The 18,435-nt window shown below is 68.0% G+C and carries 20 protein-coding genes; 9 read left to right on the forward strand and 11 right to left on the reverse strand.

Annotated elements, in window-relative coordinates; genetic code table 11:
* Positions 1–54: 54 nt before the first annotated feature.
* The 4 genes from AC5P65_RS04935 to AC5P65_RS04950 are packed head-to-tail and all read right to left on the reverse strand — an operon-like array spanning position 55 to position 2,909.
* Positions 55–852, reverse strand: a complete 798-nt coding sequence (locus tag AC5P65_RS04935) for an N-formylglutamate amidohydrolase (protein WP_111099046.1) — start codon at positions 850–852, stop codon at positions 55–57.
* Complete coding sequence (locus tag AC5P65_RS04940) at positions 845–1,399, reverse strand: NUDIX hydrolase (RefSeq protein WP_019661142.1); 555 nt, start codon at positions 1,397–1,399, stop codon at positions 845–847. The genes AC5P65_RS04935 and AC5P65_RS04940 overlap by 8 nt, the downstream gene beginning before the upstream one ends.
* Positions 1,396–2,331 (reverse strand): 5'-3' exonuclease, encoded by a 936-nt coding sequence (locus AC5P65_RS04945; RefSeq protein WP_019661143.1) that lies wholly within the window; start codon positions 2,329–2,331, stop codon positions 1,396–1,398. Before AC5P65_RS04945 ends, AC5P65_RS04940 begins: the two co-directional genes overlap by 4 nt.
* Positions 2,328–2,909 carry a nitroreductase family protein gene (locus tag AC5P65_RS04950; RefSeq protein WP_026347148.1) on the reverse strand — a complete coding sequence of 194 codons (582 nt, stop codon included), beginning with the start codon at positions 2,907–2,909 and terminating at the stop codon, positions 2,328–2,330. Before AC5P65_RS04950 ends, AC5P65_RS04945 begins: the two co-directional genes overlap by 4 nt.
* A 331-nt stretch (positions 2,910–3,240) precedes the next feature.
* Between AC5P65_RS04950 and pacR the strand changes: the two genes are divergently transcribed.
* Together pacR and AC5P65_RS04960 are read left to right on the forward strand one after the other, a co-directional pair.
* Positions 3,241–5,562 (forward strand): PacR family protein, encoded by a 2,322-nt coding sequence (gene pacR, locus AC5P65_RS04955; protein WP_021203205.1) that lies wholly within the window; start codon positions 3,241–3,243, stop codon positions 5,560–5,562.
* A gap of 52 nt (positions 5,563–5,614) precedes the next feature.
* A complete protein-coding gene (locus tag AC5P65_RS04960) occupies positions 5,615–6,694 on the forward strand; it encodes an NAD(P) transhydrogenase subunit alpha (protein ID WP_021203206.1) in 1,080 nt (359 codons plus the stop codon).
* Between the two features lie 100 nt (positions 6,695–6,794).
* Here AC5P65_RS04960 and AC5P65_RS04965 read toward each other — a convergent pair whose 3' ends face one another.
* The 3 genes from AC5P65_RS04965 to AC5P65_RS04975 are packed head-to-tail and all read right to left on the reverse strand — an operon-like array spanning position 6,795 to position 8,167.
* A complete protein-coding gene (locus AC5P65_RS04965) occupies positions 6,795–7,256 on the reverse strand; it encodes a DUF3106 domain-containing protein (RefSeq protein ID WP_021203207.1) in 462 nt (153 codons plus the stop codon).
* A 3-nt stretch (positions 7,257–7,259) separates the two neighbouring features.
* The gene (locus AC5P65_RS04970) at positions 7,260–7,586 is read right to left on the reverse strand and encodes a hypothetical protein (protein WP_019661148.1); all 327 of its coding nucleotides are present in this window, start codon (positions 7,584–7,586) and stop codon (positions 7,260–7,262) included.
* A complete protein-coding gene (locus AC5P65_RS04975) occupies positions 7,583–8,167 on the reverse strand; it encodes an RNA polymerase sigma factor (RefSeq protein ID WP_019661149.1) in 585 nt (194 codons plus the stop codon). Before AC5P65_RS04975 ends, AC5P65_RS04970 begins: the two co-directional genes overlap by 4 nt.
* A gap of 98 nt (positions 8,168–8,265) precedes the next feature.
* On the opposite strand from AC5P65_RS04975, the gene AC5P65_RS04980 reads away from it, so the two are divergent.
* Positions 8,266–8,586: an NAD(P) transhydrogenase subunit alpha part 2 gene (locus tag AC5P65_RS04980; protein WP_019661150.1), complete on the forward strand. Its 321-nt coding sequence runs from the start codon at positions 8,266–8,268 to the stop codon at positions 8,584–8,586.
* On the forward strand, positions 8,583–10,043 hold the full coding sequence (locus AC5P65_RS04985; RefSeq protein ID WP_111099047.1) for an NAD(P)(+) transhydrogenase (Re/Si-specific) subunit beta: 1,461 nt from the start codon (positions 8,583–8,585) through the stop codon (positions 10,041–10,043). The genes AC5P65_RS04980 and AC5P65_RS04985 overlap by 4 nt, the downstream gene beginning before the upstream one ends.
* 131 nt (positions 10,044–10,174) lie before the next feature.
* On the opposite strand, the gene AC5P65_RS04990 is transcribed toward AC5P65_RS04985, so the two are convergent.
* A complete protein-coding gene (locus tag AC5P65_RS04990; protein WP_019661152.1) occupies positions 10,175–10,594 on the reverse strand; it encodes a hypothetical protein in 420 nt (139 codons plus the stop codon).
* Between the two features lie 122 nt (positions 10,595–10,716).
* On the opposite strand from AC5P65_RS04990, the gene sufT reads away from it, so the two are divergent.
* The 3 genes from sufT (at position 10,717) to AC5P65_RS05005 (ending at position 14,616) form a co-directional block, all read left to right on the forward strand.
* On the forward strand, positions 10,717–11,268 hold the full coding sequence (sufT, locus tag AC5P65_RS04995; RefSeq protein ID WP_005415385.1) for a putative Fe-S cluster assembly protein SufT: 552 nt from the start codon (positions 10,717–10,719) through the stop codon (positions 11,266–11,268).
* A gap of 59 nt (positions 11,269–11,327) precedes the next feature.
* Positions 11,328–12,422 carry a branched-chain amino acid aminotransferase gene (locus AC5P65_RS05000; protein ID WP_495215456.1) on the forward strand — a complete coding sequence of 365 codons (1,095 nt, stop codon included), beginning with the start codon at positions 11,328–11,330 and terminating at the stop codon, positions 12,420–12,422.
* A gap of 451 nt (positions 12,423–12,873) precedes the next feature.
* Entirely contained in the window at positions 12,874–14,616 is a 1,743-nt protein-coding gene (locus AC5P65_RS05005) for a S8 family peptidase (RefSeq protein ID WP_019661154.1), read from the forward strand.
* Between the two features lie 119 nt (positions 14,617–14,735).
* On the opposite strand, the gene AC5P65_RS05010 is transcribed toward AC5P65_RS05005, so the two are convergent.
* From AC5P65_RS05010 to wrbA, 3 genes are all read right to left on the reverse strand, one after another.
* Positions 14,736–15,221: an asparaginase domain-containing protein gene (locus AC5P65_RS05010; RefSeq protein ID WP_010481766.1), complete on the reverse strand. Its 486-nt coding sequence runs from the start codon at positions 15,219–15,221 to the stop codon at positions 14,736–14,738.
* Between the two features lie 85 nt (positions 15,222–15,306).
* On the reverse strand, positions 15,307–15,636 hold the full coding sequence (locus tag AC5P65_RS05015) for a DUF2069 domain-containing protein (protein ID WP_180832802.1): 330 nt from the start codon (positions 15,634–15,636) through the stop codon (positions 15,307–15,309).
* Positions 15,633–16,226, reverse strand: a complete 594-nt coding sequence (gene wrbA / locus AC5P65_RS05020) for an NAD(P)H:quinone oxidoreductase (RefSeq protein ID WP_021203211.1) — start codon at positions 16,224–16,226, stop codon at positions 15,633–15,635. The genes AC5P65_RS05015 and wrbA overlap by 4 nt, the downstream gene beginning before the upstream one ends.
* Before the next feature lie 77 nt (positions 16,227–16,303).
* On the opposite strand from wrbA, the gene AC5P65_RS05025 reads away from it, so the two are divergent.
* Positions 16,304–17,578 (forward strand): YihY family inner membrane protein, encoded by a 1,275-nt coding sequence (locus AC5P65_RS05025; RefSeq protein WP_019661157.1) that lies wholly within the window; start codon positions 16,304–16,306, stop codon positions 17,576–17,578.
* Positions 17,575–18,144, forward strand: coding sequence for a TlpA family protein disulfide reductase (locus tag AC5P65_RS05030; protein WP_099591109.1), 570 nt, complete (start codon positions 17,575–17,577; stop codon positions 18,142–18,144). Before AC5P65_RS05025 ends, AC5P65_RS05030 begins: the two co-directional genes overlap by 4 nt.
* The last annotated feature ends 291 nt before the right edge of the window (positions 18,145–18,435 follow it).

Below are 18,435 nucleotides of genomic sequence, written 5' to 3' on the forward strand. Positions count from 1 at the left end.
TGAGGTTTCCGGCCAGCGGCCGGCACTACCGATCCGGAATGGATCCACGCGCATTCAACCCAGCGCCAGCAACTGCGGCTGCAACGCGCTGAAGATCCGCGCCAGCCGCTCTGCCCACGCCTGCTGCCCGGCGGCATCGGCAATCAGGTCCTGGCGGATCTCCAGCTCCACGTGCACCAGGCCGCGCCCTTCGCCATGCACCGGTACCGCGTAGTCGCTGGTACTGCTGACCGAATACGGTTCGTTGTCACCCACCACCAGGTCGCCTTCATCGCGCAGTGCCTGCAGCAGGGCATGCGCAAAGCGCGTGTCCTGGTGGTACAGCACGCCGGCGTGCCACGGTCGCTGCGCGCCGTTCATCACAGGGGTGAAGCTGTGCATCATCACCAGCAGGGTGGGGCGGCCGGCAGCGCGGCGCGCGTCCAGTTCCGCATCGATGCGGGCGTGGTACGGTGCGTGGATCGCATCGATGCGCTGCTGCCGCTGCGCCGCCGACAGCGCGGCATTGCCGGGCACCACGGTGTGGTCGCTCACCTCCGGAATCAGCGTGGGCGAGGCCAGTGGGCGGTTGCAGTCGATCAGCAGCCGCGAATAGGTCTGTTCGATCGCCCAGGCATCCAGCCGTTCGGCCAGTGCACGAGTGGTGCCGGCAATGCCGATGTCCCAGCCGATATGGCGGTCCAGTTCGGCCTGCGGCAAGCCCAGGCCTGCGAGGGCACGCGGCACCTGCTGGCCGGCGTGGTCGGCCAGCAGCAGGTACGGCGACGCGCCCTGCGGCCGGTGGAGGGTGTAGATCGTCGGGTCGTCGGCGCCGAGCAGCGCCGGCAGCGCATGCAGGTCGGCGTCAGCCACGCGGGCGTCCGTCCAGGTGATGCTCGATCATCCACAGCCCGGCCCAGAGCTTGGCGTCCAGCTCGTAGCCTTCGCCCATCTTCTGCACCAGCCAGGCCGCTGCCTCACTGCGCGGAATCTCGTGGACGATGATGTCCTCGCTGTCGTCGCCACCCCCTTCGCCGATCCGGCGCAGGCCGGTGGCGCGCACGAAGGCGATCTTCTCGCTGCTGGCGCCGGAAGAGGTCGGGCCGATCAGCAGCACTTCGGCGTGATCGGCGGTCCAGCCGGTTTCTTCCTCGAGCTCGCGCACGGCCGAGACTTCAATCGATTCGCCGGCGTGGATGTCGCCGACCAGGCCGGCCGGCATCTCGATGGTGGGGGCCTGCAGCGGTACACGGAACTGTTCGACGAACAGCACCTTGTCCTCCGGGGTGACGGCGATGATGATCGCCGCCAGGCCGCCGGCGTGGGTGCGTTCGCTGTATTCCCAGGTACCGCGCACGACCATGCGCTGGTACTTGCCTTCATAGACGACACGCGGGGCTTCGGTATTGCGCTGGCTCATGCGGGCTCGCTGTGGGTGGGAAGAGGGTCGGCCACGCCAGCGGCATCGAACAGCCGGCGGCGGGTCATCGGGCCGAATCGAAGGGTCTGGCACAGGCCACCGAGCAGTTCCGGGTCGGCCGCCTGGCGCAGCAGGCCGGGTTGGCTGCCTTCCAGCGGCGCGTCCAGCGCGATGGTGGTCAGCTGGCGCCAGAGCCGGGCATGCTCGCGCTGCTCGCGCAGGCGCACCGCCATCTGGGCCGCGCCGCGCAGGCGCAGGAACGGCACTTCGTCCAGGCGTTCGTACAGTGCATCCATGCTGCCGAAATGGGCCAGCAGCACGGCGGCGGACTTGCTGCCCACGCCACTGATACCGGGAATGTTGTCCACCGCATCGCCGCACAGCGCCAGGTAGTCGGCAATCTGGTGCGCGTGCACGCCGTGCCGCGCCTTCACCCCGGCCACGTTCCAGCGCTGGTTGCGCGCATAGTCCCACTGCTCGTCATGGTCGGCCAGCAGCTGCGACAGGTCCTTGTCGGCGGAGATGATCACGCCGCGATGGCTGCTGCGGTGAACGTGCAGGGCGCTGCCGATCAGGTCGTCGGCCTCGTATTCGTGGTGCGCCAGCACCGCCAGGCCCAGCGCCGCGCATAACGCCTTGCAGTGCACGAACTGCCGCTTGAGTGCTTCCGGTGCCGGATCACGGTTGGCCTTGTAGGCCGGGTACAGGCGGTGGCGGAAGCCGCTGTCCAGCGCTTCATCGAAGGCGATGGCGATGTGCTGCGGGCGCTCGCGCTCGAGCAGGTCCAGCAGGAAGCGGGCGAAACCGTGCACGGCATTGGTCGGCCAGCCCTGCGCGTCCTGGAACTGGTCCGGCAGCGAGTGCCAGGCGCGGAACACGTAGATGCTGGCATCGACCAGGTACAGCGAAGGCGGCGGTGCCGGCAGGCTCATGCCGGCGGCGTCCAGTCGCGCAGCAGCGCGGCCGGGTCCGGACGCTCGCGCTCGGGTACGGCGGCCTTCGGCGTACCGATATGGATGAAACCGGCGACGCTCTCGCCCTCGGCCAGGCCCAGGTAGGCGTGCACGGCGGGGTCGAAGGCCATCCAGGCGGTCAGCCACTGCGCGCCGAAGCCCAGCGCCTGTGCGGCCTGCAGCAGGGCGAAGCAGACGCAGCCGGCGGTCATCAGCTGCTCCTGTTCGGGGACCTTCGGGTCCGGGCGCGGGCTGGCCACCACCACGATCACCAGCGGGGCATGACTGAAACGCTGGCGGTCCTTCTCGAATACCGCCTCGCCGGCATGCGGGTCGCGCTGGCGGCTGCGCTCGGCCAGGAAGTTGCCCAGAGTGTGACGTGCATCGCCGGCGATCTTCAGGAAGCGGAACGGTACCCGCTTGCCGTGGTCGGGCACGCGTACGGCCGAGGCCAGCATGCGCTGCAGGGTTGCCGGGTCCGGGCCGGGCTCGCCCAATTGCCGCGAGGGCACCGAGCGGCGGGCATCCAGGGCAAGCAGGGCAGTGGGGTCGGGCATGGAGTCTGAACCGGTCATCACGGGCATTTGATTATAGTCGGGGTGGTCGAAGACGCCGTCTGGGTCGCGTCCAGCCCCTGAATACCAAACTGTGATGAACATCATGCCACTGGCGGGAAAGGGACGGCCGCGTGCTCTCGCCTCGTGGGCCTTGCACGGCTTACGATATCCATCTTGCCGGGCCGCCGGTCATGAGGTTTGAAGTGAGGACTGTTTCACTGTCCGTGACGGGCTGGCCGGCCTACCATCGACGTACCGGTACATGGGGTGTGCCGGCCGCCGCGATGTCCATGCTGACTGTCGTACCAGAGAAGGTGGGGAGCCTTCCCGAATGATGAGCGCGCCCACACCGATGGGATCGCCGGGTCGTGACCCGGTCCAGTTGCAGCGTGCCCGGGACATGGTCCTGCCCGCGCTGTGCCAGGTTTTCGGGGCCGCACTGGCGCGTTTCGACGACGCACTGTTCGACCGCGCCGGCAATGCCGGTTCGTCGCAGCTGCTGTTCCTGGATGCGATGCGTGAACTGCGCCGCCGCCGCGAGGACATCGCCGGTGCCTTCGCCGGCCATCTGCAGCGGGCTTGGGACGCGCTCGCCAGCGGCGAGCCGCTGTCGGCCGAGGCGACCCTGTCCGGTCCTGCCGAAGATGGCCTGAGCCTGCTGGCCGAACATGTACTGGAATCGCGGCTGGCGGTGCGCAATTTCGCCACCGTGCTGCTGCGCGACTTCAAGCCGGTGCTGGCGCGGCTGGACCGGCGCCTGGGCCGCCTGATCGGCGGCGCCGAGCTGGATGCCGACCACAACCCGGTCAGCCCCGAGCACCTGGGCGTGGCCATCCACGAGGCCTTTGCCGGCTGCGAGCTGGCGCCGGAAGTGCACCTGGTGCTGATCAAGCTGTGCGAGCGCGACCTGCGCGCGCCGGTGGGCCGCATCTACGAGAAGCTGGACGAGCAGCTGGCCGCCGCTGGCGTGATGTCGCAGGTGGGGGCCCCGCGGCGTCCATTGTCGGCCGCGCCCGACCCGCGCATGGCGGCGGGGGCGGATGATCTGGTCGAGCCGCGCCACGCGGCGGGCTTGGAATCCGAGTTCAGCGATGATGAGCAGGCCGCGCCGGCCTGGGCGCAGCGCTTCGCCGCGCGCTGGTCCGAGCGCCGTGGCCACATGCAGCAGCATCTCGGGGGCGACGATGCCGGCAACGGCGAGGCGTATGCCGGCCAGCAAGGCATGCTGCTGGAGGCCCTGCATGAGCTGCTGCAGCAGACCCGTCACGTTCGCGAGGATGCCACCTCGGCCGCGCAGGTCGCGGTCGGCCAGCATCGCCCGTTGAGCCAGCGCGAGATGATGTCGGTGCTGTCACTGCTGCAGGCCACGCCCAGCGCCACCCTGCGCGCGGCCATCGGCGAGGACGGCGAATCCCTGGCGCAGCGGTTGAAGAGTGAAGTACTGTCCAGCGCGACCCGGCTGGGCGTCGATCCGGGCCAGACCCGGCTGGACCCGCAGGACGAGGATGCGATCGACCTGGTGGGCATGCTGTTCGACGTGATGCTGGACGAGCGCGAACTGGAAGGCCGCTCGCGCGAGCTGATCGGCCGCCTGGTGGTGCCCTTCGTCAAGGTGGCGATGCTCGACCGCCGGATGTTCGTGCAGAAGACCCATCCGGCGCGCAAGCTGCTCAACTCGCTGGCGGAGGCCTGCGAGGGCAACACCGGCGAGAGCCAGGCCGAGCGCATGCTGATGGCCAAGGTCGAGGAGATCATCGAACGGCTGGTGGCCGAGTTCAACGAGAACCTGGCGATCTTCCTGACCCTGGAAGAGGAATTCCGCGAGTTCCTCGTGCAGCACCGCCGCCGCGTGGAAATCGCCGAGCGGCGCGCCGCCGAAACGCAGCGTGGCCAGGAAAAGCTGGAAATGGCCCGCAGCCGGGCAGGTGCCGAACTGGACCGTCGCATCGGCGATGCCTCCCTGCCGCCGGCCATCGCCGAGTTCCTGCGCCAGCCGTGGCAGCACCATCTGACCCTGGCCCTGCTGCGCGAGGGCGAGGAGGGCGCGTCGGTGGCCGAGGCACTGAGCCTGGCCGACGGCCTGCTGGAGGAAGTGGCCGAGGCGCGCCGCCAGATCGTCGGCAAGCCATGGCTGCAGGCCTGGCAGCCGGCGCTGGCCAAGGTGTTCGGCAGCGTTGGCGTGCACGGTGATGCCGCCACCGGCGCCATTGATGCCCTGCATGACACCTTGCAGGGCATTGCCGAATCGCGGCCGGAGCTGCAGCGCGCGCTGCCGGAGCTGCCGCAGGTCGCGTTGCCGGTACCGCCGGTGGCTGAATCGCCAGCGGTCGAGCTCGGCGGGCAGATCGACGCCGACGATTTCGACAACGCCGATGCCGACCGCTTCCGCCGCATGGAAATCGGCAACTGGCTGGATTTCGTCGACAAGGACGGCAAGGTCCAGGCCGGCAAGCTGTCCTGGGTCAGCCCGATTTCCTCGCGCCTGTTGTTCGTCAACCGTCGTGGCGTGCGCTTCTGCGTGGCCTCGCCGGAAGAACTGGCGGTGATGGTGCGGCTGGGCCGCCTGCGTGCCCACGTGGATGACGGCGCCTTCGACAGCGCGATGCAGGGTGTGATCGATCGGCTGGACCCGGGCAGCGCAACGCTGCACTGAGCCGTGGCCGCCTGCTAGGATCGGGAAAACTCACCGATCAGCGGGGACCTGCATGGCCGTGGCGTTGCTGGGGATCAAGGAGACCGCGCCGGGCGAACGGCGCGTGGCGCTGACGCCGGAAACCGCGCGCAAGCTCGGGGCCATGGGCATTGCCGTCTGGTATGAGGCGGGCGCGGGTTTGGCCGCTGGTTTCACCGACGCCGCCTATGACGATGCCGGTGCACGCGTCTTCGACGCGGGCCGCTGGGCCGAGATCGACATCCTGCTGTGCGTGCAGGCCCCCCCTGCGGCGGTGCTGGAACAGCTCAAGCCCGGCGCCAGCGTGGTCGGCCTGCTGGCCCCGTCCAGCGATCCGGCGCTGGCCGCGCTGGCGACCGATGGTCGCCTGCAGCTGTTCCCGCTGCAGCAGCTGCCGCGCACCACCCGCGCGCAGGCGATGGATGTACTCAGTTCGCAGGCCGGCATGGCCGGCTACAAGGCGGCGCTGATCGCTGCAGAACGTGCACCGCGTTTCTTCCCGATGCTGACCACCGCCGCCGGCACTGTGCGCCCGGCCAAGGTGCTGGTGATCGGTGCCGGCGTGGCGGGCCTGCAGGCCATTGCCACCGCGCGCCGCCTCGGTGCACAGGTGGAAGGCTTCGACGTGCGCCCGGAAACCCGCGAGCAGATCCAGTCACTGGGTGCACGCTTCCTCGATCTTGGCGTGAGTGCGGCCGGCGAGGGCGGTTATGCGCGCGCACTGAGTGATGAGGAGCGCGCCGAGCAGCAGCGCCGGCTGGCCGACCACCTGCGCAGCGTGGATGTGGTGATCTGCACCGCAGCGGTGCCGGGGCGACCGGCGCCGACGATCGTGACTGCGGCAATGGTGGAGGGCATGGCTGCTGGCAGCGTGATCGTGGATCTGGCTGCCGAGAGCGGTGGCAACTGCGCTCTGACCCAGCCGGGGCAGTGCATCGAACACCAGGGCGTGACCATTGATGGCCCACTGGGCCTGGCCAGCCGCGGCGCGACCCAGGCCAGCGAGATGTATGCGCGCAACCTGCTCAACTTCGTCGCGCTGTTCGTGCGCGAAGGGCAGCTCGGTTTCGACTGGGAAGACGAGTTGCTGGCCAAGACGCGCTGGCAAGCGTGACCTGACCTGCATGCTGTAGAGCCGAGCCCATGCTCGGCTTGCGCAGACGCGATGAAGCAGCCGGGCGTGGGCTCGGCGCTACAGAGGATTGAATCTGGCCTTACCGCGGCTTCGCCGGCGGCGGATTCTCTCGCACCCAGTCCTTGCGTTGCTCCGGCGTCATCTGCGACCAGCGCTCGCGCAGGGCGTCGCGCTGCGCGGGCGGCAGATCCCGCATCTGCCCGAACAGGGCCCGTGCCTGCTCACGCTGTTCCGGGCTCATGTGCTCGAAGCGGCGCAGGCCGCGGCGGGCCTTGTCACGCTCTTCCGGGCTCATCGATTGCCAGCGCTGGCCGTGCGAGAGCATGCGCTGGCGCTGGCCGGCATCGGCGCTGTTCCAGCGGTCGCGTAGCGGCGCCAGCAGGGACTCCCGCTGCGCTTCACTCAACTGTTCCCAGGCCGGCAGCGGTGCGGCCGGCGCAGGGCGTGCGGCAGGGGCGGGCGCGGCGCTCTGCGCCACCGCCGGGACGGCCGGCAGCAGCAACAGGGTCATGAGCAGGGGCAGGGTGTGCAGTCGGGGCATGATTCACTCCATCGCCAGGTCGGTATCGCCCAGCCACAGGTACAGATCGGGATTTTCGTCGTAGAGCGCGCTGTTGTCTTCCACCGCGGCAAGCACAGGTGCCGGCGCAGGGCCCGTCAGCGTGCCATGGCCGGTGAACTGCAGGCCTATCCCCAGCGCCACCACCAGCGAGCACGCACTGGCCAGCCACCAGCGCCAGCGCCCCCGGTGGGCGGCCGTGGCGCCGTGGCGAGCGTGGCGCAGCCGGGCCAACGTTGCAGGCGACAGCGCCTGCAGCGACTGCGCATGCAGGCTGCGCAGGGTGTCGTCGGAAGGCAGGGAGCGTTTCACGGGTGGATCTCCAGATAATCCTGCAGCGCCTGCCGGGCGCGTGCCAGATGGGTTTTTACCGCGCCTTCGCTGCAGCCCATGGCGCGGGCAGTGGTGGCCCCGTCCAGGTCCTGCAGCACGCGCAGGGTGAAGGCCTCGCGCTGGCGGGCGGGCAGGCGGCGCAACGCGTCCACCAGCTGCTGGTACTGCTGGCGCTGTTCATGCGCCTGTGCCGGGTCGGGGCCAGGATCGGCCCAGTCGATCCCGCCGCCTTCCGCGTCCTGGTTGTCGCGCCAGAACGGCAGGCGGAAGCGGCGCCGGCGCTGCACGTCGATCACGCGCCGGCGCAGGATGCTCCAGAACAGCGGTGCCCATTCGGCCGCCGGCTTGTCGGCGTAGTCCAGCATGCGCATCAGCGCGTCCTGCACCGCATCCATGGCGTCTTCGCGCTGGCGCAGGCCGGCCTCGGCGAAGCGGAACGCACGCGGGCCGACGCTGGCCAGGAACGCCTCCAGCGATGCCGGCGGGGCATCGGTCTCGGCGCTCGGGGGGACGGGGCTGCTCACCAGCACAGGGTACGGTTCCTCGCTTGGGGTCACCATCGACAACGCGTGAGCGCCGCTTCGGTTGACGCCGGGTGCACGCGGGGTTCAGCCCATGGTTATGATGGGACGACGAAGACAGAGCAGGAGCGTTGCCAGTGAGTGACGGGTTCGTGGCGCTGTACATCTTCATGCTGGCGGCCATCGCCGGCCACGTGATCATTTCGCGGGTGCCGGTGATCCTGCATACCCCGCTGATGTCGGGCTCCAACTTCATCCACGGCATCGTGCTGATCGGCGCGATGGTGGTGCTGGGGCATGCGCAGACGCCGCTGGAGAAAGCCTTGGGCTTCCTCGCCGTGGTGCTCGGTGCCGGCAACGCCGCCGGTGGCTACGTGGTCACCGCGCGCATGCTGGAAATGTTCAAGCCGAGCGCGCCCAAGGGGGGCCAGGACGAACCGAAGGAGCCGCAGGCTTGAACATCAGCACCGTCGAACTGCTCGATTGGCTGGTCAAGGCCAGTTACCTCGCTGCCGCCACGCTGTTCCTTCTGGGCCTTCAGCGCATGGCCTCGCCGCTGACCGCGCGCAGCGGCATCCGCTGGGCCGGGCTGGGCATGCTGCTGGCCACGGTGGCGACCTTCTTGCTCCCCGAACTGCACAACGTGCCGCTGATCCTGGTGGCGCTGCTGCTCGGCGCCGGCCTTGCCTGGTGGTCGGCCGGCAAGGTCGCCATCACCGACATGCCGCAGATGGTGGCGCTGTACAACGGCATGGGCGGTGGCTCGGCGGCGGCGATCGGTGCGGTGGAACTGCTGCGCTACGCCTTCCTGGCCCATCGCGATACCCGCCACTGGAGCGCGCAGGCGCTGGCCGACCTGGCCGCGCGCCAGCCGTCGGGCACGGTGCTGCTGCTGGCGGTGGTCGGCGCGGCGATCGGTGCCGTGTCGCTGTCCGGTTCGGTGATTGCCTGGGCCAAGCTGGATGGGCGCTTGGACAAGCGCGTGACCTGGCCCGGCCAGCAGGTGATGAACCTGCTGGTGGCGCTGGCCGTGGTGGTGCTGGCGATCATCGCCGCCAGCACGCTCAGCACCTGGGCGATCGTCACCTTCTTCGTACTGGCGCTGGCGCTGGGCGTGCTGATGACGCTGCCTATCGGTGGCGCCGACATGCCGGTGGTGATCTCGCTGTACAACGCGTTCACCGGCCTGGCGGTGTCGTTCGAAGGCTACGTGCTGGGCAACGAGGCATTGATCATCGCGGGCATGATGGTCGGCGCCGCCGGCATCCTGCTGACCCGGCTGATGGCCAAGGCGATGAACCGGCCGATCCGCAATGTGTTGTTCTCCAACTTCGGTGGTGGCGCCGGCGGGGAAGCGCAGGCGATCAGCGGTGCGCAGAAGCCGATTGAAGCGTCGGATGTCGCGGCGATGATGGCCTACGCAGAACGCGTGGTGATCGTGCCTGGTTACGGCATGGCCGTGGCGCAGGCCCAGCACAAGATCTGGGAGCTGGCGCAGCGGCTGGGCCAGCGCGGGGTGAAGGTGAAGTTCGCCATCCATCCGGTGGCCGGGCGCATGCCCGGGCACATGAACGTGCTGCTGGCCGAAGCGGGTGTGCCCTACGACCTGATCGCCGACATGGACGACATCAACCCGGAGTTCGCCAACACCGACGTGGTGCTGGTGATTGGTGCCAACGACGTGGTCAATCCGGTGGCACGGACCGACCCGGCCAGCCCGATCTACGGCATGCCCGTGCTGGACGTGGTCAATGCGCGCAACGTGGTGGTGATCAAGCGCGGCAAGGGCACTGGTTTTGCGGGCATCGAGAATGCGCTGTTCTACGCCGACAACGCCCGCATGCTGTACGGCGATGGTGCCGAAGCGGCAGCCTCGCTGGTCAGCGAGTTGAAGGCGCTCGACGGCGGGCATTGAGGCCCGGCTGCATCCGTGGGTGCGGACCTTGGTCCGAACGCTTCTGCCGGCCAGCGGCCGGCACTACCATCCCATCCACGCATGGCGTGGATCTACCTGCATATCCCCGGCGGACGTGGCAACCGGCGTGCTCAGCGCGCCAGCCAGGCGCCCACGGCCACGCCCAGCGCCAGCCACAGCCATTCCACCGCGCCATTGGCGAGGGCGATCAGGGTCCAGGCCAGGTGCGGGCCCATCCGCAGGGTCGCGTCCCACAGGTCCAGCCCGATCGAGCCGCCCATCCAGGCGCTGGCGATGGTCCAGTTGGCGACGGCGGTCACCAGCAGGGTGCCCAGCACGACCAGTGCAATGCGCAGCCGGCCCGGGCCCAGCGTACCCATGCGCAGCATGAACACCAGTTCCAGGGCGGTCACGACCGCCATCCAGCCGACCTGCCGGCCGGTCATCAGCGCCAGCACCATCCAGGCGAGGGGAGCAACAAGCAGGCCCAGCAACAGCATGATGGGCCAGAGCCAGGTCACGGTCCTGGCACGCGCGGCATTGGAGGACATCGAAGCTCCCTGAAGATCACCCACAGGATACTGTGGTTTGCCGCAGTGCACCGGCGGCGGCAGGGCGGCTGGGCTAGAATGCCGTCTTGCGTGGCCCCGGCCACGGCCCCATATCGGTCCCCATGTATTCCCGTAGCAGCGAACCTGTCCACTTCGAACGCGATTGCGAGGCCGTGATGGTCCCGCAGGGCGACACCGTGACCCTGCCCGCCGGCAGCTATGGGTACATCACCCAGGCGCTGGGCGGCAGTTATTCGGTGTTCGTCGAGGGCAACCTGTTCCGCATCGCCGGCAAGGACGGCGACGCCATCGGCAAGGAAGCGCCGGCACCGCTGGAACTGCCGGCCGACGCCACCGATGAACAGGTGGAACAGCTGGTATGGCAGCAGCTGCGCACCTGCTTCGACCCCGAAATTCCGGTGAACATCGTCGAACTGGGCCTGGTCTACGAGGTCGAGATCAAGCACCTGGACGAAGGCAAGCGCGAGATCGATGTGAAGATGACCCTGACCGCACCGGGTTGCGGCATGGGCGAGATCCTAGTCGACGACGTGCGCAGCAAACTCGAAATGATCCCGACGGTGGCCGAGGCCGACGTCGACCTGGTGTTCGACCCGCCGTGGAACCAGCACATGATGTCCGAGGCGGCCCGGCTCGAGACCGGCATGCTTTGACCCACGGCCCGCAGTGACGCGGGCCCGGCAATACCCGCAACCAGAACAGGAAATCTCCGGTGTCCCAGTCCATTCCCAGCTTCGCCGTCACCCGTTCGGACCACCCGCGCAGCGCTGAAGAGCGCGCCAAGATCCTGGAGAAGCCGGGCTTCGGCCTGCACTTCACCGACCACATGGTGGAAGTACGCTGGGACAAGGACACCGGCTGGCACAACGCCAACGTGCGTGCCTACGGTACGCTGCAGCTGGACCCGGCCGCGGCCGTGCTGCACTACGGCCAGGAGATCTTCGAAGGCATCAAGGCCTACCGCCATGCTGACGGCTCGATCTGGACCTTCCGCCCGGATGCCAACGGCCGTCGCCTGCAGCGTTCGGCGCAGCGCCTGGCGCTGCCGGAACTGCCGGTGGAGATCTTTGTCGAATCGCTGAAGCAGCTGATCGCCGTCGACAGCGACTGGGTGCCGTCGGCCGACGAGTCGAGCCTGTACTTCCGCCCGTTCATGATCGGCGATGAAGCCTTCCTCGGCGTGCGCGGTGCGCACAAGGCCGGCTACTACGTCATCGCCAGCCCGGCCGGCCCGTACTTCGCCAAGGGCGTTGCCCCGGTGTCGATCTGGCTGTCCACCGAATACGCGCGTGCGGCCAAGGGCGGCACCGGTGCTGCCAAGTGCGGTGGCAACTACGCCGCCTCGCTGCTGCCGCAGCAGAAGGCGCAGGCGCAGGGTTGCTCGCAGGTGCTGTTCCTCGACCCGGTAGAGGGCAAGTACCTGGAAGAACTGGGCGGCATGAACGTGTTCCTGGTCTACAAGGACGGCACGCTGGTCACTCCGGAACTGTCCGGCAGCATCCTCGAGGGTATTACCCGCGAGAGCATCCTGCAGCTGGCCCGCGACCGCGGCATGAAGGTCGAAGAACGCAAGGTCAGCATCGACGAGTGGAAGGACGGCGTCGCCTCCGGTGCGATCAGCGAAGTGTTTGCCTGTGGCACCGCCGCGGTGGTCACCCCGATCGGCCAGCTGAAGGGCGAGGGCTTCTCGGTGGGCGACATCAACGCCCCGGCCGGCGAAGTGACCATGTCGCTGCGCAAGGAACTGACCGACATCCAGTACGGCCGCCTGCCGGACCGCCACAACTGGCTGGTCAAGCTGGGCTGATCGCCCACATCGAATCGTAGAGCCGGGCCCGCGCCCGGCTGCGCTTCTGGAAAGCCCGTCCCCGCGACGGGCTTTCTGCATTTCAGGCCAAGGGGTCAGATCCCTTTCCGCGTGAAAAGGCATCTGACCCCGGATCGGCGGACGCCGATGTCGGCAAAGTCATTCCGGGACATGTGAGGGCCCAGTCAGGTCTGTGCAGGACGCGAGAAAGTTCCTTCACCTTCACAAACCCTTGACCCGAAAAGTCTCAGAACGAACATTTCATCTAGCTGAAAAGACGCTGAAAATCTTGTGGTGTCCGGTTTCGGCCATTAGCGTCATCTGCACGGCGGATCGTTAGGGGGATCCGCTGGCTCGCCGGACTTCGAACCTCGCCAATGCAAGCCAGCCCAGGGTTCGGGCCGGTGCTTCTGCCGATTCCGGCATTCACACCACAAGAAAGGGAAATACGATGTCCCAGGTAACGCAACCGCGTGTGCGTCGAGTGTGGGTGGTCCTTGGTGCGTCCGTTCTGTCATCGCTGCTGCTGGCCACGCCTGCGCTGGCCGGCGATGTCCAGCTCAGCGGCCTGCAGTCCGCGCCGACCCACCAGCGTTTCATCGTGAAGTACCGCGACGGCAGCGCGCCGGTGGCCAACACCACCGCACTGGCCTCTTCACTGAAGAATGCCGCCGCCGGCCTGGCCAGCAGCCAGGGCCGCGCACTGGGCCTGCAGCAGGTCCGCAAGCTGGCCGTCGGCCCGACCCTGGTCAGGACCGATCGCCCGCTCGACCAGGCTGAATCCGAGCTGCTGATGCGCAAGCTGGCCGCCGATCCGAACGTGGAGTACGTCGAAGTCGACCAGATCATGCGCGCGACGCTGACCCCGAACGACACCCGCTTCAGCGAACAGTGGGGCTTCGGTACCTCCAATGCGTCGATCAACGTGCAGCCGGCCTGGGACAAGTCGACCGGCACCGGCGTGGTCGTGGCGGTGATCGACACCGGCATCACCAACCACCCCGATCTCAACGCCAACATCCTGCCCGGCTACGACTTCATCAGCGACGCCGCGATGGCGCGCGATGGTGGCGGTCGCGACAACAACCCGAACGATGAAGGCGACTGGTACGGCGCCAACGAGTGCGGCTCGGGCATCCCGGCCTCCAACTCCAGCTGGCACGGTACCCACGTCGCCGGCACCGTGGCGGCAGTGACCAACAACAGCACCGGCGTGGCCGGTACCGCGTTCAACGCCAAGGTTGTGCCGGTGCGCGTGCTCGGCAAGTGCGGCGGTTACACCTCCGACATCGCCGACGCGATCGTATGGGCTTCCGGCGGCACCGTCAGTGGCGTGCCGGCCAATGCCAACCCGGCTGAAGTCATCAACCTCTCGCTGGGTGGTGGCGGCAGTTGCTCCACCACCTACCAGAATGCGATCAATGGCGCTGTCGGCCGTGGCACCACCGTGGTGGTCGCCGCCGGCAACAGCAACACCAACGTGTCCTCGTCGGTGCCGGCCAACTGCCCGAACGTGATTGCCGTGGCGGCCACAACCTCGGCCGGTGCGCGTGCCAGCTTCTCCAACTACGGCACCGGCATCGACATCTCGGCACCGGGCCAGAGCATCCTGTCAACGCTCAACACCGGCACCACCACGCCGGGCAGCGCCAGCTACGCGTCGTACAACGGCACCTCGATGGCGGCGCCGCATGTGGCCGGCGTGGTTGCGCTGATGCAATCGGTCGCGCCAAGCCCGCTTAGCCCGGCGCAGGTCGAGAGCATCATCAAGAGCACCGCACGCCCGCTGCCGGGGTCATGCTCGGGTGGCTGCGGTGCCGGGATCATCGACGCCAACGCTGCGGTGTCCGCGGCCATCAACGGGGGCGGCACTCCGAATCCGGGCGGCAACGTCCTGCAGAACAATGTGCCGGTCACCGGCCTGTCGGCCAGCAGTGGCTCATCGCTCAGCTACACCGTCAATGTCCCGGCCGGCAGCAGCCAGCTGCGCGTGGCGATCAGCGGCGGCACCGGTGACGCCGACCTCTACATCCGCCAGGGCAGCGCGCCGACCGACACGGTGTACACCTGCCGTCCGTACCTGAGCGGCAACAGCGAGACCTGCACGGTGAACAGTCCGGCCGCCGGTACCTGGTATGTGCGGGTGAAGGCGTACAGCACTTTCTCGGGCGTGACCCTCAACGCCCAGTACTGAGCCCAAGTCCCTCTCCATGGGCACGCCCCGGCCCAGGCCGGGGCGTTCTTGCATGGGGCCGGCGGTGGTACGTGCCGCCGCGCCATGGTGGGTGCCGACCTTGGTCGGCACGCTGTTCCTCAGACCGATTCGAAGCGGTTCGCGGCCACGTTCTTGCGCACGTGCTGCGGGTCGAAGATCCGCCCGTTCATCGCGATGTACACGCCGCTCGGCAGCGACTGCACCGCACCGATCGCACAGCCGATGTTGAACTCCGCATCCGAGCCGCGGAAGCGTGCCGGGCTCAGTGCACCGGTCATCACGATGGTCTTGTCCGGAATCGTCGCCAGCACCTTGCCGGTCTGCACCATCGAGTCGGTGCCGTGGGTCACCAGCACGTGCCGGGTCGGCTGCGCGGCGATGGTGGCGCGGATCAGCTCGCGGTCCTCATCGTTGATGTGCAGCGAATCCTTGCGCAGGATCGGAATCACGTTGAAGCGGAACGTCACGCCCAGCTCGCGCAGGATCATGCCGATCTGCGGATCGCCGATCTGGTAGTCCGACTTGTCGTCGAAGTAGATCTTGTCGATCGTGCCACCGGTGGTGACGACCAGGAGCTCTTCCATCATGTGCATGCGCGAAACCAGGACAGGTGCAGCGGCGCGGGGCCGGGAGCACAGATGATACGGCCCGGCGGGCGCAGCGTCAGCGTCACTTGCCGAAGCGGGCGCGCAGCCCTGGCAGGCTGGCGCTGAAGATCACCAGCAGGGCCAGTGTGATTTCGATCAGCGCCAGCCAGCGCGTCTGCGGGTGGCTCCAGGCGCTCATCACGCCGTGGCTGAACCAGCCCAGGGCCAGTACCGAGGCCCAGAAACCCGTCCTGCGCCATCCCAGGCGCAGCGCAATGGCCAGCGCGAGCGGTGGCGCGGTAAACACCAGCTGGGTGGCCAGCCAGTGCTTGTCATTGATGAACCAGCCGGCGAACAGCGCAGCCAGCCCCATCAGGGCCAGCAGCAGGACCGTGCGCTGCCCGGTGCTCATCGGGCCAACCGCTGCGCGATGTCGGCCACCCGGCGGCCAAGCGCGCGCGCAAGCACGGCTTCATCGTCGGTCGGCTGCGGGTCGTCGGCGGCACCGGCCACGTGGCTGGCGCCATACGGCGTGCCGCCACTGGTGGTGTGGCTCAGCGCCGGCTCGGTGAACGGGATGCCGACGATCACGCAGCCATGGTGCAGCAGTGGTACCTGCATCGACAGCAGGGTCGATTCCTGGCCGCCATGCATCGAAGCAGTCGAGGTGAACACCCCGGCCGGCTTGCCCGACAAGGTGCCGTTGACCCATTCGGCGCCGAGCCCGTCGAGGAAATGCTTCACCGGCGCGGCCATGTTGCCGAAGCGGGTCGGGCTGCCGAGCAGCAGGCCTTGGCATTCGGCCAGGTCCTGCACGCTCACGTAGGGGGCGCCATCGTCGGGCACCGGCGGCTGCGCGGTCTGGGTCACTGCGGCCACCGGCGGCACCGTGCGCAGGCGCGCGCTCATGCCAGGCACTTCGCCGACGCCCCGCGCGATCTGGCGCGCCAGCCGTGCCACCGAACCGCCCCGGCTGTAGTACAGCACCAGAATCTCGCCCATCGTGCCCGCTTCTCCTCGTCGTGTGGCCACCAGTATGGCTATCCTGCCAGCATTCCGCATCGGGTACCCTTTCGCCGATGGAACCTTTGGATACGCTCAACCTGTGGATGGAGCGCGCGCGGGATCGCGCACGGGCCATCAGTTTCGGCCGCTTCCTGTGGCATCGCTTCCTCGACGACCGCCTGTTCCAGGCAGCGGCGGCGCTGGCCTATACCACGGTGTTCGCGCTGGTGCCGCTGGCCATCGTGGTGTTCGGCGTGCTCTCGGCCTTCCCCGTTTTCGACCGCTGGAGCGACCAGCTCAGCGACTACGTCTTCTCCAACTTCGTGCCCAACGCCGCGCGCGCGGCCGAGGGCTACCTGCGGCAGTTCTCGGCCAGCGCCGGCCAGCTCACCGCCGCCGGCTTCATCGCGCTGGTGGTATCGCTGCTGATCACCCTCAACAGCGTGGAAGAGACCTTCAACCAGATCTGGCGGGTTGGCTCCACCCGGCCCAAGCTGACCCGCTTCCTGGTCTACTGGACCGTGCTGACCCTGGGCGCGATGCTCGCCGCTGCGTCGCTGGCGGTGTCGGCGCGGGTGTTCGCGTTGCCGTTGTTCGGTACCCAGGAGGGCCGTTGGCTGGCCGAACTGGCCCTGCGGCTGGCGCCGATCCTGATCGAGTTCGTCTGCATCACGCTGATGTTCCGGGTGGTGCCGCACCACACCGTGAAGTGGCGGCACGCGATACCCGGCGCGATTCTGGCGGCGGTGATCCTGGAGCTGGTGAAGTGGGGCATCGGGGCCTATCTGGGCAGCTTCCAGTCCTACCAGAAGCTGTATGGCACGGTGGCCTTCGTGCCGATCCTGCTGCTGTGGATCTACCTGTGCTGGGTGGCGGTGCTGCTGGGCGCATCATTGTCTTCGTCGATGGCGGCCTTCCGTTACCAGCCGGTGGAACTGCGCCTGCCGCAGGGGTATGAGTTCTATGGACTGCTTCGCCTGCTCGGCCGCTTCCAGCATGCACGGGCGAAGGGCAAGGGCCTGGCCGATGACGAGATCCTGCGGCTGGAGCCGATGCTGACCGATTCACTGCTGCAGGACCTGATCTGCAATCTGCAGGACATCGACCTGCTGCGCCGCGATGAGCGCGGCGAGTGGCTGCTGTCGCGCGATCTGGACCAGGTCAGCCTGGCCGATCTTTACGAATGCACCCAGCTGCGCATCCCGGTGGCCGAGCAGCACCTGCCGTATCGTGATGACAGCCTGGGACGTGCCGCATTGGCGGCGCTGGACGATCTGCGACTGCCCTTGCGTGAACGCCTGAAGCGCAAGGTCAGCGATATCTACACCGATTCCGGAGACATGCCATGACCCGCAAGACCCCGTTGCTGCTGCCGCTGGCACTGTTGCTGGCGCTGTCGGCCTGCAAGCCGGCCCAGGAGCCCACCCCCGCCAGCAGCCAGCCACCGGCACAGGCACCGACCCCGGCCACCCCCGCAGCGGTGGAGGAGACCCCGGCCGAACGTACCACCGCCGAGTTCCCAACGCTGAAGATGAAGGCGGTGGACGGCAGCGACTACGACCTGGCCGCGCACCGCGGCAAGTGGGTGGTGGTGAACTTCTGGGCGACCTGGTGTGCCCCGTGCCGCAAGGAGATGCCCGAGCTGTCGGCGCTGCATGCGATGCGCAGCAACATCGAAGTGGTCGGCCTGGCCTATGAAGACATCGAGGTGCCGGAGATGCAGTCGTTCCTGACCAAGCATCCGGTGACCTATCCGATCGTGATCGTGGACCCGTTCGATCCGCCGGCGGACTTCGCCACGCCACGCGGCTTGCCGTTGACGCACCTGCTGGATCCGCAGGGCAAGCTGGCGCACACGTTCCTTGGCCCGGTGACGGCCGCCGACATCGAAAAGCAGATCGCTGCTGCCAAGTAGGTTGGGTATCGGCAGGGCTGCGCCCTGCACCCGCCGAAACTTTCAAGCAACGGCAACAGCAACTGCCAAAGTGCGATTTCCGTGTTGTGGCGGGGCGGTGTCGGAGTGCGGGGACGCCGCAAGTACGTCCATGTAGGCTTGGCAGCCGCATCCATGCGGCTGACACCCCGCACTCCGACACCGCCCCGCCTCTGACAGATTTCTGCGATCTGGTAGATCCACGCCATGCGTGGATGAATCTCTTTCAGATCTCGAATCAATTCGGGGTCAGATCCGTTTTCCTGCGGAAAA

This window comes from Stenotrophomonas sp. YJH_SMC_48-3 (genome assembly GCF_059369375.1).

Excerpts from the sequence above, each read along its gene's own strand:
- AC5P65_RS04965 (WP_021203207.1), bottom strand. The coding sequence starts at position 7,256 with ATGCCCCGACTGCACACCCTGCCCCTGCTCATGACCCTGTTGCTGCTG.
- AC5P65_RS05025 (WP_019661157.1), top strand. The coding sequence starts at position 16,304 with ATGGAACCTTTGGATACGCTCAACCTGTGGATGGAGCGCGCGCGGGAT.
- AC5P65_RS04945 (WP_019661143.1), bottom strand. The coding sequence starts at position 2,331 with ATGAGCCTGCCGGCACCGCCGCCTTCGCTGTACCTGGTCGATGCCAGC.
- sufT (WP_005415385.1), top strand. The coding sequence starts at position 10,717 with ATGTATTCCCGTAGCAGCGAACCTGTCCACTTCGAACGCGATTGCGAG.
- AC5P65_RS04940 (WP_019661142.1), bottom strand. The coding sequence starts at position 1,399 with ATGAGCCAGCGCAATACCGAAGCCCCGCGTGTCGTCTATGAAGGCAAG.
- AC5P65_RS04950 (WP_026347148.1), bottom strand. The coding sequence starts at position 2,909 with ATGCCCGACCCCACTGCCCTGCTTGCCCTGGATGCCCGCCGCTCGGTG.
- AC5P65_RS05005 (WP_019661154.1), top strand. The coding sequence starts at position 12,874 with ATGTCCCAGGTAACGCAACCGCGTGTGCGTCGAGTGTGGGTGGTCCTT.
- AC5P65_RS04975 (WP_019661149.1), bottom strand. The coding sequence starts at position 8,167 with ATGGTGACCCCAAGCGAGGAACCGTACCCTGTGCTGGTGAGCAGCCCC.
- AC5P65_RS04990 (WP_019661152.1), bottom strand. The coding sequence starts at position 10,594 with ATGTCCTCCAATGCCGCGCGTGCCAGGACCGTGACCTGGCTCTGGCCC.
- AC5P65_RS05015 (WP_180832802.1), bottom strand. The coding sequence starts at position 15,636 with ATGAGCACCGGGCAGCGCACGGTCCTGCTGCTGGCCCTGATGGGGCTG.
- AC5P65_RS04960 (WP_021203206.1), top strand. The coding sequence starts at position 5,615 with ATGGCCGTGGCGTTGCTGGGGATCAAGGAGACCGCGCCGGGCGAACGG.
- pacR (WP_021203205.1), top strand. The coding sequence starts at position 3,241 with ATGATGAGCGCGCCCACACCGATGGGATCGCCGGGTCGTGACCCGGTC.
- AC5P65_RS05010 (WP_010481766.1), bottom strand. The coding sequence starts at position 15,221 with ATGGAAGAGCTCCTGGTCGTCACCACCGGTGGCACGATCGACAAGATC.
- wrbA (WP_021203211.1), bottom strand. The coding sequence starts at position 16,226 with ATGGGCGAGATTCTGGTGCTGTACTACAGCCGGGGCGGTTCGGTGGCA.
- AC5P65_RS05030 (WP_099591109.1), top strand. The coding sequence starts at position 17,575 with ATGACCCGCAAGACCCCGTTGCTGCTGCCGCTGGCACTGTTGCTGGCG.